Genomic DNA, 14,453 nt, shown 5'->3' with positions numbered 1-14,453 from the left:
AGCGCGCCGAGCGTGAGCCACGGCGTCGGCAGCTGCGGCTCGGTGCGCGTCACCGCTTCGAGCTGCGGCACCGCATCGGCATAGCGCTGCGCCGAGTTCAGCACGCGGGCGTAGAGCAGGCGGAACGAGCTGCTCTTCGGCTGGACCTCGAGGTAGTCGGCGATCAGCGGCTCGACCGGCTGCCCGGCCACCAGCAGCTCGAGCGCCAGCAGGGCCGGGCCCTCGGCCTCGCGGTCCAGCGCGTGGGCCTGCTGCGCGAGCTCGAAGGCGCGCTTCGCATCGCCCGCCGCGAGCCAGGCGCGGCCGATCGCGACGCGTGCCGCGGCGCGCGTCTCGGGGGCTGCGAGCGACGGTTCGAGCCAGGCCTGCAGCTGGGTGGCGGTCTGGGTCTTGTCGGGGGCGCGGGCAAACAGCCGCGGCAGCGAGGCGATCAACGCGCCACGCTCGGCGACCGGTGTCGCGGCGAGCATTGCGCGGATCGGCTCGTCGGCCTCGGCCTGCCGGTTCAGCGCGATCAGCAGCCGCACCTGGTAGCCCATGGATTCGACCGAATCGGGGATCGCGCTGCGCCAGGCCTGTGCGGCCGCCAGCGCCTGGTCGCCGGCACGCGCCTGCAGCGCGACCTCGGTGGCGCGGCGGAACAGCTCGGGGTCGCGCGTCTTGCGGGCCGCGTCGAGCAGCACCTGGTAGGCGGTGCCGACCTCGCCGGCGCGCAGCTCCATCTCGCCGATCAGCAGTTGGTAGAAGAGCGGCGCGTCGATCGACGAGTTCTCGAAGGGCTCGGACGGCACGCCGCTGGCAGCGTCGGAGGCCGGCGCGGGCAGCGCGTCGTCGGCCTGGGCCAGCAGGTGGGCCTGGGCGCCGGTCATCAGTGCCAGCGCACAGGCCACCGCGAGCGCCGTGCGCGCTGCGTGGGGAACGAGGGAAAGGGCCGGCATGCAATGCTCCTGAAACCGTGGACGATTCTAGGGTCTGGCGAACGACCCTGGAGGTCGGGCGCAAGCCCCCGAAGCCGGTCCGACCCGGGCGCGTCGTGATAATTCCCTCCATGCCAGAACTTCCGGAAGTCGAGGTCACCCGACAGAGCTTTGCCGAGCGCATTGCCGGTGCCCGCGTGACCGCCGTGCGCCTGGGCAAGCCGTTGCGCTGGCCGCTCGGCCACGAGCCGGCGGCACTTGTCGGACAGCGCGTCGGCGACGCGACCCGCCGAGGTAAATATTTGTGGCTGCCGTTGTCGGCCGATGTCGGCGCGGCCGGCTCGGGCGGGCTGCTGATGCACCTGGGCATGTCGGGATCGCTTGCCTTCAGCGACGCGCCCGGGCCGGCCGGCACCCACGACCACTTCGACCTCGCCACCACGCGCGGCACGCTGCGCCTGACCGATCCGCGGCGCTTCGGTGCGGTGGTGTGGTCCGAGGCGCTGGACGGCGGGGCGGCCGGCAAGCTGATCGCCGGCCTCGGGCTCGAGCCCTTCGATCCGGCCTTCACCGGCACCTACCTGCATGCGGCGCTGCAGCGGCGGCGCGTCGCGATCAAGCAGGCGCTGCTCGGCGGCGACATCGTCGTCGGTGCCGGCAACATCTATGCGTGCGAGGCGCTGTTCGCTGCCGGCATCAGCCCGCGGCTGCGCAGCGACCGGCTGAGCCGCCCGCGCGCCGAGCGGCTGGCGGTCGCGGTGCGCGAGACGCTGGCCCGCGCGCTCGCACTGGGCGGCTCGACGCTGCGCGACTTCCGCGATGCCCACGGCATGGCCGGCGCGTTCCAGCAGCACGCCGGCGTCTACGGCCGCGAGGGCGAGCCGTGCACCGTCTGCGCCACGCCGATCCGCCGCATCGTGCAGGGCCAGCGCTCGACCTTCTTCTGCCCGCACTGTCAACGCTGAGCTGTCAACGCCAAGGCCAGGCCTCAATCCCCAAGGAATCGACACTTCGCGCGGGTGGCGGGTGTCGAGATGTTTCGAGGGGAGGGCGCCCGACGGCCTTGCGCTACCATGAATATGCGCCGCGCCTCTTTCCTGCGCCCGCACCTCCATGTCAACTTCCTTTGCTAGCAGCGTCGACGAGCTGGGCCAGTGGCGACAGTCGATCGGGAAACGGCTCGACGAGTTCGGGCGCTTCCTGACCGACAACGACCTGGCCGACCCCGCAGCCAGCGAAGCGCTGGACGCGCTGCGTCGCAACCTGGTGGGCGAGAAGCTCGTGGTGGCCTTCGTCGCCGAGTTCTCGCGTGGAAAATCCGAGCTGATCAACGCGATCTTCTTCTCCGACACCGGCCGCCGCGTGCTGCCGGCCACGCCGGGGCGCACCACGATGTGCCCGGTGGAACTCGGCTACGAGGCCGGCGAGGCGCCGGCGCTCGCGCTGCTGCCGATCGCGACCCGCCTCGAAGGCCTGTCGCTCGCCGAATTGCGCGGCCAACCGAAGGCCTGGGGCCACATCCCGCTCGACATCCACTCGCCCGACCAGTTGACCGAGGCCTTGCGCGAGGTGATGCGCACGCAGTGGGTGTCGGTCGACGATGCGCGTGCGCTCGGCTTCTGGAGCGACGACAACGCCGAGGACAACCCGCCGACGAACGACGCCGGCGAGGTCGAGGTGCCGGCTTGGCGCCACGCGATGATCAACTACCCGCACCCGCTGCTGCAGCGCGGCCTGGTGGTGCTGGACACGCCGGGGCTGAACGCGATCGGCGCCGAACCCGAGCTGACGCTGAGCCTGCTGCCGGCCGCGCACGCGATCGTCTTCATCCTCGGTGCCGACACCGGCGTCACCAAGTCCGACATGACGATCTGGCGCGACCACCTCGGCTCGCCGTCGAGCTCGGCCTTCGTCGTGCTGAACAAGATCGATGCGCTGCAGGACCCGCTCGCCACCGTCGAGCGCGTGAAGGAGCAGATCGAGCAGCAGCGCCAGTCGACCGCGCGCACGCTCGATGTCGCGAGCGAACGGGTGTTCCCGCTGTCGGCGCGCCAGGCGCTGGCCGCGCGCATCGACGGCGATGCAGCCGGTCTTGCGCAGAGCCGCCTGCCGTTCCTTGAAGAAGCGCTCGGCGCGCAGCTGCTGCCGCAGCGCCGCGAGGCCTTCCAGCAGACGGTGATGGAGGCCGCGAACCGCATGGAGGCGCAGGTCAACCGTCGCCTGGGCGACCGCCGCCGGCAGATGGCCGAGCAGGTGCTCGAGCTGCGCGGCCTGCGTGGCAAGAGCGGCGCCAAGGTGCGCATGATGCTGGAGCGCGTGCAGGCCGAGACCTCCGAATTCGAGCAGTGCACCGCGCGCTTGCAGGCGATGCGCATGGTGCACAGCCGCATGCTGAAGAACGCGCTGCTCGACCTGACCAGCGACCGCTTGCGCGAGGAAGTGGCCGAGATGCAGACGGCGATGACCGCATCGCTGCTGCACCTCGGCGCGAAGAAAGCGTTCATCGCGCTGTGCGGCCGCCTGCGCGACCTGCTCGAGGCCGCGCAGGTGCGCGGCACCGAGATCCACGACATGCTCGGTGCATCGTTCGCGAAGCTGAACGCCGAGTTCGGCTTCAGCCTGGCGATCACGAAGCAGCCCGACTTCAGCCGCTTCGTCAACGACCTGACGCTGATCCAGCGCAACTACGTGCAGTACCTCGGGCTCACGCAGGCGCTGCGGCTCTCGCAGCCGAAGTTCATGGAGCAGTTCCGCCGCATGCTGGTGTCCAAGCTGCGCGTGGTGTTCGAGAACGCCAGCGGCGAGTTCGAGCTGTGGAACAAGACCGCCTCGGCGCAGGTCGATTCGCAGCTGCGCGAACGCCGCCGCGGATTCCGCCGGCGCCGCGAGGCGCTGGAGCGCATCCAGTCGGCCGCCGGCGACCTGGAGCAGCGCCTGTCCGAGCTGGAAGCACAGGATGCGCAGCTGCAGCAACTGCAGGCGCGCAGCACCGAGCTGGGCAATCGCCTGAAGCAGCAGGCGCAGCGCGAGCTGACGGGTACGGCGAGTGCCGTACCAAGCGGCTCGATCCCGCTGTACGCGGCCCAGGCTTGAATTGACCGTACAAGACCGTTTCGCGAAGCCGCTGATCGCGTGGCAGCGGGAGCACGGCCGCCATGCGTTGCCGTGGCAGCAGACGCGCGATCCGTACCGCGTGTGGCTGTCCGAGATCATGCTGCAGCAGACCCAGGTCACGACGGTGCTGGGCTACTACGCGCGCTTCCTCGAACGCTTTCCCGATGTGCGGGCGCTGGCCGCCGCGTCGCAGGACGAGGTGCTCGCGCTGTGGAGCGGGCTCGGCTACTACAGCCGTGCGCGCAACCTGCATGCGTGCGCGCAGGCGGTCGTCGCCGCGCATGGCGGCGAATTCCCGCGCAGCAGCGCGGTGTTGCAGGAGTTGCCGGGCATCGGCCGCTCGACCGCGGCGGCGATCGCGGCGTTCTGCTTCGGCGAGCGGGTCGCGATCCTCGATGGCAACGTCAAGCGCGTGCTGACGCGCTTTCTCGGCTTCGACGGCGACCTGGCCGAGGCGCGCCAGGAGCGTGCGCTGTGGGACGAAGCCACGCGCCAGCTGCCCGAGGACGGCATCGAGTCGGGCATCGAGTCATACACCCAGGGCCTGATGGACCTCGGCGCCACGCTGTGCGTCGCGCGCTCGCCGAGCTGCCTGCTGTGCCCGGTGCAGGCCGGCTGCGTCGCGCTGCGCGAAGGCGCGCCCGAGCGCTACCCGGTGAAGACGCGCAAGCTCAAGCGCAGCCGGCGCAGCAACGCCTGGCTGTGGCTGCAATGGGGCGACAGGCTGTGGCTGCTGCAGCGGCCCGGCAGCGGCGTGTGGGCCGGGCTGTGGAGCCTGCCGGAGTTCGACACGCCCGAGGCGCTCGATGCGGCATCGGCCGACTGGCCCGGCACCCCGCAGGGCCTGCCGATGTTCACGCACGTGCTGACCCACCTCGACTGGACGCTGCAGCCGGTGCGCTGGACCTTGCCCGCCGATGCCGCGGCCGCCGACGTGGCGGCGATCACCGCGACGCTGGCGCGCGATGGGCAGCGCGGCGAATGGGTCACGCTGGCGCAGGCGCTCGCGATGGGCCTGCCGGCACCGCTGCGCAAGCTGCTGACCGGCACGCCGCCGGGTTGACGGTGCCTACTTGACGACGCCCTTGCTGCGCAGGAATTCGTCGACCAGCTGAAGCCGCACCGCGGCGTCCGGCAGCTCCATCAGCTTCTGCTTCGCGGCCAGCGAGATCGGCAGGATCTCGCACCAGCGGTTCGCGACCCAGCCGGCGTTGTCGAACAGGAAGGGCTTCAGGAAGGGCTCGGAGCCCTGCTGCTTCAGCGTCGCGATCGCATTGGCCAGGCCGCGCACCGTCTCGATCATCGCGTCGACCGGCAGCGAGGCCTCGTCGTCGTCGAGCATCTCGATCTCGGCCAGCCACAGGCCATCGGCCTGCTGGCGCATCCGGTTCACCCCGAAGCGATGGGTGCCGCGGCAGCGCACCTGCAGGATGCCGTGCTGCGCGCTGTCGACGTCGATCAGCTCGGCCATCACGCCGGTTTCCTCGAGGGCGACCGGCTCGCCCGGCTTGCGCACCTCGCCGCCCTGGCGCAGCGCGACCACGCCGAACGGCGTGTTCTCGCGCAGGCAGGTGCTGATCAGGTCGAGGTAGCGGGCTTCGAACACCTTCAGGCTCAGCAGCCCGCCAGGAAACAGCACCGCCTGCAGCGGGAACAACGGAACGTCGGTGGTGGAGATGTCGGGAGTCATTCAGCAGCGCGGCCGGGTGGGCCGCGTTCTCAATCGCGGGCGTCGAGCTCGCGGTGGCGAATCAATGTACCRCTGCGCGCGGCAAAACGCTTCGCCAAGGATTCGGTGAGGTAGACCGAGCGGTGCTGGCCACCGGTGCAACCGATGGCAACCGTCAGATAGCTGCGCTGGTCGCGTTCGAACGACGGCAGCCAGCGTGCGATGAAGGATTCGATCTGGGCCAGCATCTCGGCCACTTCGGGTTGGGCTTCCAGGTAGGCGGCGACCTCGGGATCGCGACCGGTCTGCGGGCGCAGTTCGCGGATGTAGTGCGGGTTCGGCAGGATGCGCACGTCGAACACGAAATCGGCATCGAGCGGCACGCCGTGCTTGAACGCGAACGACTCGAACACCAGGGTCAGTCGGTGCGCCATCGCCTTCACCAGGTCGCGCATCCACAGGCGCAGCTGGGCCGGGCGCAGCTGGCTGGTGTCGACGACGGTGGAGACCTCGCGCAGCTCGGCCAGCAGCTCGCGTTCGAGCTCGATCGCCTCGGTGAGTGCGCGGTGACCGTCGGCGGCGCGGTCGTCCTTGCGGCGGCCGGGCGACAGCGTCGCGGCCTCTTGCGACAGCGGGTGGGGGCGGCGCGATTCGGAGAAGCGGCGCACCAGCGTGTCGGTGTTCGAATCGAGGAACACCGAGCGGATCGCGGTGCCCTCGGCGCGCAGCTCGGCGATCAGCGGCAGCAGGTGCGGGAGCGAGCCGGCGCTGCGCACGTCGACGGCGATCGCGACGCGGCGCATCGAGCGCTCGTGCTCGAGCCGCAGGAAATCGCGCAGCAGCTCGGGCGGCAGGTTGTCGACGCAGAAGAAGCCGGCGTCTTCGAGCGCATGCAGTGCGACCGACTTGCCGGAGCCGGAGATGCCGGTGACGAGCACGACCTCGTTCGGCGACACCACGGACGGCGGCGCCGGCTCGGCCGGCGCCACGGCATCGGGCGGCAGCGCGCTCATGATTTCTTGCGGCCGCGCGGTGCCGAGGGCGCCACGGCTTCGGCCGCCACCGACAGCATCTCCTGCGCATGCGCGAGGCTGGTGCCGGACATGCGCTCGCCGCCCAGCATGCGGGCGATCTCGGCGACGCGCACCTCGCCGGCGACGGCGTGGATGTCGCTGTGCGTGCTGCCGGCCTCGGTGCGCTTCGAGACGACGAAATGGTGGTCGGCGCAGGCGGCGACCTGCGGCAGGTGAGTGACGGCCAGCACCTGGCGGTCGCGGCCCAGCTGCTTCATCAGCCGGCCGACGGTGTCGGCCACCGCGCCGCCGACGCCGGAATCGATCTCGTCGAAGATCAGCGTGCCGGCGGCATCGCTGCCTTGCGCAAGCTGGCTGGTCGTCACCGCGATCGCGAGCGCGATGCGCGACAGCTCGCCGCCCGACGCCACCTTGCCCATCGGCCGCGGCGTGCTGCCGGCGTGGCCGGCGACGAGGAACTCGGCCGATTCGAGACCGAAGGATTGCGGCGCGTCCTGCGCGGTCAGTGCGACGTCGAAGCGGCCGCCGGCCATGCCGAGTTGCTGCATCGCCTGCGTGACGGCGGCGGCCAGCTTCGGGGCAGCCGCCTTGCGCGTGGCGGAGACGCGCTTCGCCTCGGCGTTGAACGCGGCATGCGCCTGCGCGAGCGCCGATTCGAGCGCATCGAGGTCGGTGGCGGCGTCGAGCGCGCGCAGTTCATCCTTCCACTGGTCGAGCAGCGCCGGCAGCTCGGCCGGGGCGCGGCGGTAGCGGCGCGCGAGGCTGACCCAGGCCGACAGGCGATCGTCGAGCTCCTGCAGGCGCTCGGGTTCGAGCTCGGTGTGGTGCAGGTAGCCGCTGAGCGTGTGCGCCGCATCCTGCAGCTGCGCCTGCGCGCTCTGCAGCACCTCGGCCACCGCGGCGAGGCGGGCGTCGAACTCGGCGACGTTGCCGAGCGCGTCGGCGGCGCCGCTGGTCAGCGATTCGGCGTTGACATCGGCCTCGCTCAGCGCGTCGAGCGCGCTGCGGGCGGCGTCCATCAGCGCCTGCGAGTTCGACAGCCGCTGGTGGTCGGCATTCAGCGTCTCCCACTCGTCGGCTTCCGGGCCGAGCTTGTCGAGCTCGCCGATCTGCCAGGCCAGGCGTTCGCGCTCGCGCTCCAGGTCGGCCTGCTGGCTGCGGGCGGTGTCGAGCGCATCGCCGGCCGCTTTCCAGCGCGACCACACGGCGCCGAGCGGCGCGACATCGACGCCGGCGTACGCATCGAGCAGCGCACGCACCGATGCGCTGCGCGTGAGGCTCTGCCAGGCGTGCTGGCCGTGGATGTCGACCAGGTGATCGGCCGCCTCGCGCAGCTGCGCGACGGTGGCCGGGCTGCCGTTGACCCAGGCGCGGCTCTTGCCCTGCGCATCGATGACGCGGCGCAGCAACAGCGTGTCGGCGTTGTCGAAGCCGGCATCGTCGAGCCAGGCGGCGAGGCTCGCGGGCGCGTCGAACTCGGCGGTGATGTCGGCGCGGGCCGCGCCTTCGCGCACCACACCGGCATCGCCGCGGCTGCCGAGCGCGAGCTGCAGCGCATCGATCAGGATCGACTTGCCAGCACCGGTCTCGCCGGTCAGCACCGAGAAGCCGCCGGCCAGTTCGACCTCGAGCGAGGTCACGATGACGAAGTCGCGCAGCGCGAGGCGTTTCAGCATGGTGTGTTCAGAGTCCGGCGTTCCAGTGGAGCTTGCCGCGAAGGGTGGCGTAGTAGCTCCAGCCGCGCGGGTGCAGGAAGCGCACCTGGTGCGCCGAGCGGCGCACGATGATGCGGTCGCCGTGCAGCAGGCTCGCGAGGCTTTGCATGTCGAAACTGACGCTCGCATCGCGGCCGGCGACGATCTCGATGCAGATCTCGCCGATGTCGGGCAGCACGATCGGGCGGTTGGAGAGGTCGTGCGGCGCGATCGGCACCAGCACCCAGCCGGCGATGCCCGGGTGCAGGATCGGGCCGCCGGCCGACAGCGCGTAGGCGGTGGAGCCGGTGGGCGAGCCGACGATCAGGCCGTCGGCGCGGTGGTTGGCGACGAATTCGTCGCCGATGTCGATCTTGAGCTGCACCATGCTGGCGGTGGCGCCGCGGCTGACGACCACGTCGTTCATCGCGATGCCTTCGAAGATCACGCGGCCGTCGCGCCAGACGCCGCCTTCGAGCATGGTGCGGCGTTCTTCTTCGTAGTCGCCGGCGATCATCGGGGCGAGGGCTTCCTCGAACTGGTCGATCGGCAGGTCGGTGATGAAGCCCAGGCGGCCCTGGTTGATGCCCACCAGCGGCAGGTTGAAGCGGGCGAGCTGGCGGGCGATGCCGAGCATGGTGCCGTCGCCGCCGACGACGACGGCCAGGTCGCAGTGCTGGCCGAGCTGCTCGGGCGTGAGCGCCGGGTAGTCGGTCATGCCGGTGTTGTGCGCCGTCTCGGCTTCGAGCGAGACCTCGAGGCCTTGCCGGCCCAGAAATTGCGCAATGTCCTGCAGCACCCCGCGCATTCCGAGGGCCTGGTACTTTCCCACCAGTGCTGCGTGTCGAAAACGGGTCGGCATGCGCGGGATTACACCACAGGGCCCCCTGGGAACCGGGGCAGGAAAGGGCCTCGCGCCTACAATGAACCATGCTGGACGAGCGAGCCAAAACACTGCTGAAAGCGCTGGTCGAACGCTACATCGCCGACGGACAACCGGTGGGGTCGCGCACGCTGTCGCGCGCCTCCGGGCTGGACCTGTCGCCGGCCACCATCCGCAACGTGATGGCCGACCTGGAGGATCTGGGGCTGATCGCGAGCCCCCACACCAGCGCGGGGCGCATCCCGACGGCGCGTGGTTACCGGTTGTTCGTCGACACGATGCTGACTGCGCAACCGCTCGACCTGGCGCGTGCGACGCCCGCGATGGAGCAGCCGCAGCTGCATCCCGACCAACCGCAGCGCGTGATCGCGAACGCGGCGCAGCTGCTGTCCAGCCTGTCGAGCTTCGTCGGCGTGGTGACGGCGCCGCGCAAGGCGAGCGTGTTCCACCACATCGAGTTCCTGCGGCTGTCGGAGCGGCGGGTGCTGGTGATCCTGGTGGCGCCCGACGGTGACGTGCAGAACCGGGTGATCTTCACCGCGCAGGACTACACGCAGAGCCAGCTGATCGAGGCCAGCAACTACCTGACGGCGCAGTACGCGGGCCTGACGATCGAGGAGGTGCGCGAGCGGCTGAAGAGCGAGGTCGATGCGCTGCGCGGCGAGATCGCGGCGCTGATGCAGGCGGCGGTGCAGGCCGGCAGCGAGGCGATGGCCGACAGCCAGGAGCAGGTGGTGATCTCCGGCGAGCGCAACCTGCTGACGGTGCAGGATTTCAGCAGCGACATGGGCTCGCTGCGCAAGCTGTTCGACCTGTTCGAGCAGAAGACGCAGCTGATGCGGCTGCTCGACGTGAGCAGCCGCGCCGAGGGCGTGCGCATCTACATCGGCGGCGAGAGCATGGTGGTGCCGTTCGAGGAGCTCTCGGTGGTGTCGGCGCCGTACGAGGTGAATGGGCAGGTGGTGGGCACGTTGGGTGTGATCGGGCCGACGCGGATGGCGTACGACCGGATGATCCAGATCGTCGACATCACGTCGCGGCTGGTGAGCAACGCGCTGAGCCAGAAGTAGCCGGAAACAGGTCCGTTCGGCTGCCTGGTGCCGCGTGGTGGGCACCTACAATCGGCGCTCCTCTCCCGAGGGGCCGTTAGCTCAGTTGGTCAGAGCAGAGGACTCATAATCCTTTGGTCGTTGGTTCAAGTCCAACACGGCCTACCAATACGATCAAGGACTTAGCGTTGTTTGCTAGGAGCCCCGATCTTCCGGCGTAGCCGCAGCGTAACCAAAGAACGCATCCAACCGCAGGGCCGCGCCTTGCAACGCTTCCGGCGCTACGTGCGCATACCGCTCGACCATTGCGCCGGTTTTCCAGCCGCCGAGCCGCTGTAGCTCATGGGTTGGCGTTCCAGCCTGTCGATGCCATGTAGCGAAGGTGTGCCGCAAGTCGTGCCATCGGAAGTCCTGGATGTCGGCCCGTTGGAGCGCCGACTTCCACGCCTTCGTGTTGACCTGGCCGATTGGCTGTCCGCGAAAGGTGAACACCCTGGTGGGGTGCCGGCCAACCTGCTTGCGGATCACGGCCAGTGCCATCTCATTCAGCGGTGCGGAGTGCGGCTTGCCATTCTTGTGCTTGCTGCCGGGAATCCAGGCATGGTGCCGCCCAAGATCAACGAACTGYCACTCCAGCCCCATCACGTTGCCTTGGCGAAGGCCGGTCGCCACGGCGAAGGTGGCCATGTCAGCCAGGTGCTCGGGTAGCTGTTGAAGAAGGCATTCGAACTCAGCTTGCGTCAGTGAACGGACTCGGCCCTCGGCCTCTTTGAACAGCTTGAACTTCGGCACTCGTTCAATCCATTCCCACTCATCACATGCCCGCCGCAGGATGGCGCGCATCAAAGCGAGATAGCGATTCACCGTGCCTGGGGCGACATCCCGTTCGCGCGCGAACTTGATGCGATCGATCAGCGTTCGATCAATGTCGTCGAGTTGCTTGCCTCCCAGGTATGGATCGAGCCAGCGAAGCTTCGCCTTGTCTCCTTCGTGGGTGGCCTTGTGCTTCGTTTCCAGAAGCCACCGCACGACCGCTTCTTCCCACGTGTGTCGAGGCTTTACCCCGAGCCGGTCCTGCTCCCATCGGGCTGCGGCGAGTTGGTCGTGGACCTGCTGCGCCTGCCGTTTGTCGGTAGTCCCAGTGCTTTGCTGTAGAGGCTTCGATTCACCGCGGATGGGCGGCAACTTGACCCACCAAAATGGCGAATCCTTTCGTCTGTAGAGCGACATTCAGTTTTCTCCTGAAGATCGACCACGGACACGCGCGCAGTGGATTGTGTCACCAGGTGCTCGATGAGCAGGCGCTCGACGAAGACCCAGGAGCGTCCTACCTTGCAGGCCGGCACGGAGCCGGCACGTGCCATTCGTTGAAGCGTCTTCGGGTGAACCTTGAACAGCTGTGCGGCTTCCGCGAGGTCGAGAGTTGTCAAATGGTGTGCTCGGTGTCTTCGTTAGGCGCGCGGCGACCGGGATGCAATGACTCGGTCGGAGATCCAGCGATTCACGTCGGCCTCGCGCCACGCGACAGCGCGTCCCGCCAAGGTGAACGACGCAGGAAAACTCCCCTGTTTGACCAGGACGTAAAGAGTGGTGTTGCCGAGTCCGGTGCGCGCGAGAACTTCAGGCTTTCGGATGAGGCGGTCTTGTGCGGTGGCGAGGTAGTGTTGATTGTTCTTGCTCATGCTTTGGTGCTCGTTGTGGAATTTGAGGGGTGTGGTTGCCCATCCGCCGGACTGGCGGTCGGGTTCATTCATCGATGGCGACGAGGTTGCCGAAATCGTCGATCAGCGCGTAGAGGTAGACACGGCGGCCGCAGAGGGTGGTGGAGACGCGCCATGCGTCAGCGCGGCAGGACCCGCCGCACGCGCGCATGCGAAACCATGAGCTGTCGTGCAACTTGCCGAAGTCAGAGGTGGGTCCGAAGTAGATCCGGTCGAGATCGTCTTCCCAGTGCGACAGGTGTCCGGCGACGCGCGAGCCGACGATTGGCGCGCGACGGCGCCGGCTCGTGGGTGCGCGATGCGCAAGGGGTCTGGTGGTCGACTTGCTAGGCGAGGTGCTGTGATGGGTTTCCATGCGGCGATCCTGGTTCGATGCTCAGCGGCCGAGCTGGCGCGCCAGCTGCTGGCGTTGGAAGTCGAGGGAGTCGGCTCGCTCGATGAATGCGTTGCGCCAGGCGCTCCAAGGCGTGTCGCGGCAGCCGGGCGACATCAGGTTCACCCAGGTGACGGGCTGCACGCCTGCGAGTACCGGCCACGGCGTGGTGGACGCGGGCAGCAGCTGTGCGCGCTCGGTAGCCAGCGCCATCAGGTCGGCTTGCTTGATCGCCTTGGCATGCGTGGCGTTGGCGACGTTGAGCGCGAAGCCGTTGCGGATGACGCGGGCGAAGCGATCCTCCAGCGTGTGCCATGTGGCGCCCACCTCGTCCTTCACGGGTGAGGCGAGGTCGTTGACGAAGGCTTCGTGGGCGTCGTGCATTAGCGCGGCTAACTGACCGTGCACGTCGAGGTTGAACTCGCGCTCGGCGATCTTGCAGACGAGCAGCGAGTGCTCTGCGACGCTGTACGGGCGGCAGGTGGCGCCGGTGAAGCGGTTGATGAGGCTGAGGTGGTGCGCGATCGTGCGCAGGTTGATGCAGCCGGGTTGGGGATGCAGCAGCGACACCTCATTGCCTGTGGCAGTGGTGATCCAGGTCATGGGAATCTCAGAGTGAGGTCGCGCGCCTCGCGCGCGACGGATGTGATTGCCGCCTATCCGTGCAATCCAGGAAAGCTCATGCGATTTGCGTCAGGCCCGCACCAACCGCCCGCGGCCCGCGCGAGCGCGACTTGAGCCTGTCGATGCACTTTGGCGCTGGGATGGCTGCAGCGGAGATCTGAAGCTGGATCCGGCGATCAAGGCGACCTACCGGCACGTGTGCGGCGTCGAGATGTCGGCCGACGCGGTGGCGATCGACACGGGCGGGCACTTCACGCACCAGTGCTATGTCTTCGTGCGCAACCGGCCGAACCAGAATCTGTACGCCGTGAAGGGCGAGACACGGCTCGGCCGGCCGATCAAGAGCGCCAGCGTGCTGGTCGACGTGAACGAGCGCGGCAAGACGATCCGTAAGGGCGTGCGGCTGTGGCACGTCGGCACCGACACGGCGAAGGACTTGCTCTACGGCCGGCTGCAGGTCAGCCAGCCCGGGCCGGGCTACGTGCACTTCGCGCGCGAGCTGACGGCCGAGTTCTACGACCAGCTCACGGCCGAGAGCCGGATGCTCGTGAAGACCGGCCGCGGCGAGGAGCACCGCTGGCTGAAGCCGGCCGGCAAGCGCAACGAGAAGCTGGATTGCACGGTGTACGCGCTGTTCTGCGCGCAGATGCTCGGGCTGCACACGCTCAGCGACAAGCTGTGGGCGCGGCTGGAAGCCGGACTGGAGCCAGACCTGTTCGCCGGCGGCGGTGCGCCCGCGCCGAATCCGGGGAGCGATCCGCCAGTGCATACGTCTGCACAACCAAGCGCGGTGGCCGCGGCGCCGCCTCCGCCAGCGCCGCCACCTACAGCTCGACCACCAACCGTCCGTCCCATCGGCCCGAACTCTTTCATCGTCAGCGATTCTTGGAGCAGCCGCCTGTGAGCCAACCGACCTTCCAGCACCAGCAGCAACCCCGTCCCGATGCCCACGAGATCAAGGCCGACGCCGCCACGCAGTGGGTGTTCGACATGACCGAGATCCTGCGCGATGACCTGGCGTTCCAGGAACCGTGGGCAAGTGCCATCGCGCACGAGATCGTGCAGGGCATGCGCGCGCGGTTTGGCGGTGACGATGTCTACGTGCCGGCGCCGGACAAGTCGGCGCGCGATGAGCGCGTGCGGGAGATGTTCAACGGCAGGAACATCAAGCAGCTGATGCAGCTGTTCGGACTAGCGCGGTCTACGGTTTACCGGATCGTTGGTCAGCGAGGGCAGTAGCGTCCGCTGAACACGTGTCAGGGTTCGCATTTCTAAGTGACCTGTTTAGGCTATCGCATGTTCGGCCGGAACAATGGCCTACCACACCGCCGGGATCTCGGCCCCTCTTGTCTCAAAGAGGCAGGTCCAGGCAACG

General features: G+C 68.8%; 15 protein-coding genes, 1 tRNA gene and 1 pseudogene. 7 read left to right on the top strand and 10 right to left on the bottom strand.

Annotated features, from left to right (window positions below; all coding sequences use genetic code 11):
• On the bottom strand, positions 1-938 hold a 938-nt coding region (locus tag AC1DXV_RS09070; protein ID WP_477933275.1), incomplete at its 3' end, for a tetratricopeptide repeat protein.
• Positions 939-1,048: 110 nt separating this feature from the next.
• Here AC1DXV_RS09070 and mutM point away from each other — a divergent pair.
• From mutM to mutY, 3 genes are all read left to right on the top strand, one after another.
• Positions 1,049-1,882 carry a bifunctional DNA-formamidopyrimidine glycosylase/DNA-(apurinic or apyrimidinic site) lyase gene (gene mutM / locus AC1DXV_RS09065; protein WP_477933273.1) on the top strand — a complete coding sequence of 278 codons (834 nt, stop codon included), beginning with the start codon at positions 1,049-1,051 and terminating at the stop codon, positions 1,880-1,882.
• 148 nt (positions 1,883-2,030) lie between these two features.
• A complete protein-coding gene (locus tag AC1DXV_RS09060; RefSeq protein WP_477933271.1) occupies positions 2,031-4,010 on the top strand; it encodes a dynamin family protein in 1,980 nt (659 codons plus the stop codon).
• 1 nt (position 4,011) lies between these two features.
• Positions 4,012-5,094, top strand: coding sequence for an A/G-specific adenine glycosylase (mutY, locus tag AC1DXV_RS09055; RefSeq protein WP_477933269.1), 1,083 nt, complete (start codon positions 4,012-4,014; stop codon positions 5,092-5,094).
• Positions 5,095-5,100: 6 nt separating this feature from the next.
• On the opposite strand, the gene AC1DXV_RS09050 is transcribed toward mutY, so the two are convergent.
• Genes AC1DXV_RS09050 through AC1DXV_RS09035 form a run of 4 tightly spaced genes read right to left on the bottom strand, consistent with a single transcriptional unit; the run spans position 5,101 to position 9,290 of the window.
• Entirely contained in the window at positions 5,101-5,721 is a 621-nt protein-coding gene (locus tag AC1DXV_RS09050; RefSeq protein WP_477873767.1) for an LON peptidase substrate-binding domain-containing protein, read from the bottom strand.
• 29 nt (positions 5,722-5,750) lie between these two features.
• Entirely contained in the window at positions 5,751-6,713 is a 963-nt protein-coding gene (gene rapZ / locus AC1DXV_RS09045; RefSeq protein ID WP_477933266.1) for an RNase adapter RapZ, read from the bottom strand.
• The gene (gene recN, locus AC1DXV_RS09040; protein ID WP_477864558.1) at positions 6,710-8,410 is read right to left on the bottom strand and encodes a DNA repair protein RecN; all 1,701 of its coding nucleotides are present in this window, start codon (positions 8,408-8,410) and stop codon (positions 6,710-6,712) included. Before recN ends, rapZ begins: the two co-directional genes overlap by 4 nt.
• A 7-nt stretch (positions 8,411-8,417) precedes the next feature.
• Complete coding sequence (locus AC1DXV_RS09035; RefSeq protein WP_477864559.1) at positions 8,418-9,290, bottom strand: NAD kinase; 873 nt, start codon at positions 9,288-9,290, stop codon at positions 8,418-8,420.
• Between the two features lie 68 nt (positions 9,291-9,358).
• On the opposite strand from AC1DXV_RS09035, the gene hrcA reads away from it, so the two are divergent.
• Together hrcA and AC1DXV_RS09025 are read left to right on the top strand one after the other, a co-directional pair.
• Positions 9,359-10,381: a heat-inducible transcriptional repressor HrcA gene (hrcA, locus tag AC1DXV_RS09030; RefSeq protein WP_477864560.1), complete on the top strand. Its 1,023-nt coding sequence runs from the start codon at positions 9,359-9,361 to the stop codon at positions 10,379-10,381.
• A 70-nt stretch (positions 10,382-10,451) separates the two neighbouring features.
• Positions 10,452-10,528 (top strand) — tRNA-Ile (locus tag AC1DXV_RS09025).
• Between the two features lie 27 nt (positions 10,529-10,555).
• On the opposite strand, the gene AC1DXV_RS09020 is transcribed toward AC1DXV_RS09025, so the two are convergent.
• From AC1DXV_RS09020 to AC1DXV_RS09000, 5 genes and pseudogenes are all read right to left on the bottom strand, one after another.
• Entirely contained in the window at positions 10,556-11,590 is a 1,035-nt protein-coding gene (locus AC1DXV_RS09020; protein ID WP_490363518.1) for a tyrosine-type recombinase/integrase, read from the bottom strand.
• Positions 11,591-11,664: 74 nt separating this feature from the next.
• Positions 11,665-11,790, bottom strand: a pseudogene (locus tag AC1DXV_RS35285) (helix-turn-helix domain-containing protein); the annotation flags it as partial.
• 21 nt (positions 11,791-11,811) lie between these two features.
• On the bottom strand, positions 11,812-12,114 hold the full coding sequence (locus AC1DXV_RS09010; protein WP_477864562.1) for a helix-turn-helix transcriptional regulator: 303 nt from the start codon (positions 12,112-12,114) through the stop codon (positions 11,812-11,814).
• The gene (locus AC1DXV_RS09005) at positions 12,107-12,436 is read right to left on the bottom strand and encodes a hypothetical protein (RefSeq protein ID WP_477864563.1); all 330 of its coding nucleotides are present in this window, start codon (positions 12,434-12,436) and stop codon (positions 12,107-12,109) included. The genes AC1DXV_RS09010 and AC1DXV_RS09005 overlap by 8 nt, the downstream gene beginning before the upstream one ends.
• A 21-nt stretch (positions 12,437-12,457) precedes the next feature.
• Positions 12,458-13,057 (bottom strand): HD domain-containing protein, encoded by a 600-nt coding sequence (locus AC1DXV_RS09000; protein ID WP_477864564.1) that lies wholly within the window; start codon positions 13,055-13,057, stop codon positions 12,458-12,460.
• 46 nt (positions 13,058-13,103) lie between these two features.
• On the opposite strand from AC1DXV_RS09000, the gene AC1DXV_RS08995 reads away from it, so the two are divergent.
• A complete protein-coding gene (locus tag AC1DXV_RS08995) occupies positions 13,104-13,982 on the top strand; it encodes a terminase gpA endonuclease subunit (protein WP_477933264.1) in 879 nt (292 codons plus the stop codon).
• Positions 13,979-14,317 carry a Mor transcription activator family protein gene (locus AC1DXV_RS08990; protein ID WP_477864566.1) on the top strand — a complete coding sequence of 113 codons (339 nt, stop codon included), beginning with the start codon at positions 13,979-13,981 and terminating at the stop codon, positions 14,315-14,317. Before AC1DXV_RS08995 ends, AC1DXV_RS08990 begins: the two co-directional genes overlap by 4 nt.
• Positions 14,318-14,453 lie beyond the last annotated feature (136 nt).

It is taken from the genome of Rhizobacter sp. P3_C12 (assembly GCF_056402735.1).
This window is presented reverse-complemented; position numbering and strand designations above follow the sequence as displayed.

Bases quoted from the DNA above. Each gene is read 5' to 3' on its own strand.
- mutM (WP_477933273.1), top strand. From the start codon at position 1,049: ATGCCAGAACTTCCGGAAGTCGAGGTCACCCGACAGAGCTTTGCCGAG.
- AC1DXV_RS09060 (WP_477933271.1), top strand. From the start codon at position 2,031: ATGTCAACTTCCTTTGCTAGCAGCGTCGACGAGCTGGGCCAGTGGCGA.
- AC1DXV_RS09050 (WP_477873767.1), bottom strand. From the start codon at position 5,721: ATGACTCCCGACATCTCCACCACCGACGTTCCGTTGTTCCCGCTGCAG.
- recN (WP_477864558.1), bottom strand. From the start codon at position 8,410: ATGCTGAAACGCCTCGCGCTGCGCGACTTCGTCATCGTGACCTCGCTC.
- AC1DXV_RS09035 (WP_477864559.1), bottom strand. From the start codon at position 9,290: ATGCCGACCCGTTTTCGACACGCAGCACTGGTGGGAAAGTACCAGGCC.
- hrcA (WP_477864560.1), top strand. From the start codon at position 9,359: ATGCTGGACGAGCGAGCCAAAACACTGCTGAAAGCGCTGGTCGAACGC.
- AC1DXV_RS09010 (WP_477864562.1), bottom strand. From the start codon at position 12,114: ATGAATGAACCCGACCGCCAGTCCGGCGGATGGGCAACCACACCCCTC.
- AC1DXV_RS09005 (WP_477864563.1), bottom strand. From the start codon at position 12,436: ATGGAAACCCATCACAGCACCTCGCCTAGCAAGTCGACCACCAGACCC.
- AC1DXV_RS09000 (WP_477864564.1), bottom strand. From the start codon at position 13,057: ATGACCTGGATCACCACTGCCACAGGCAATGAGGTGTCGCTGCTGCAT.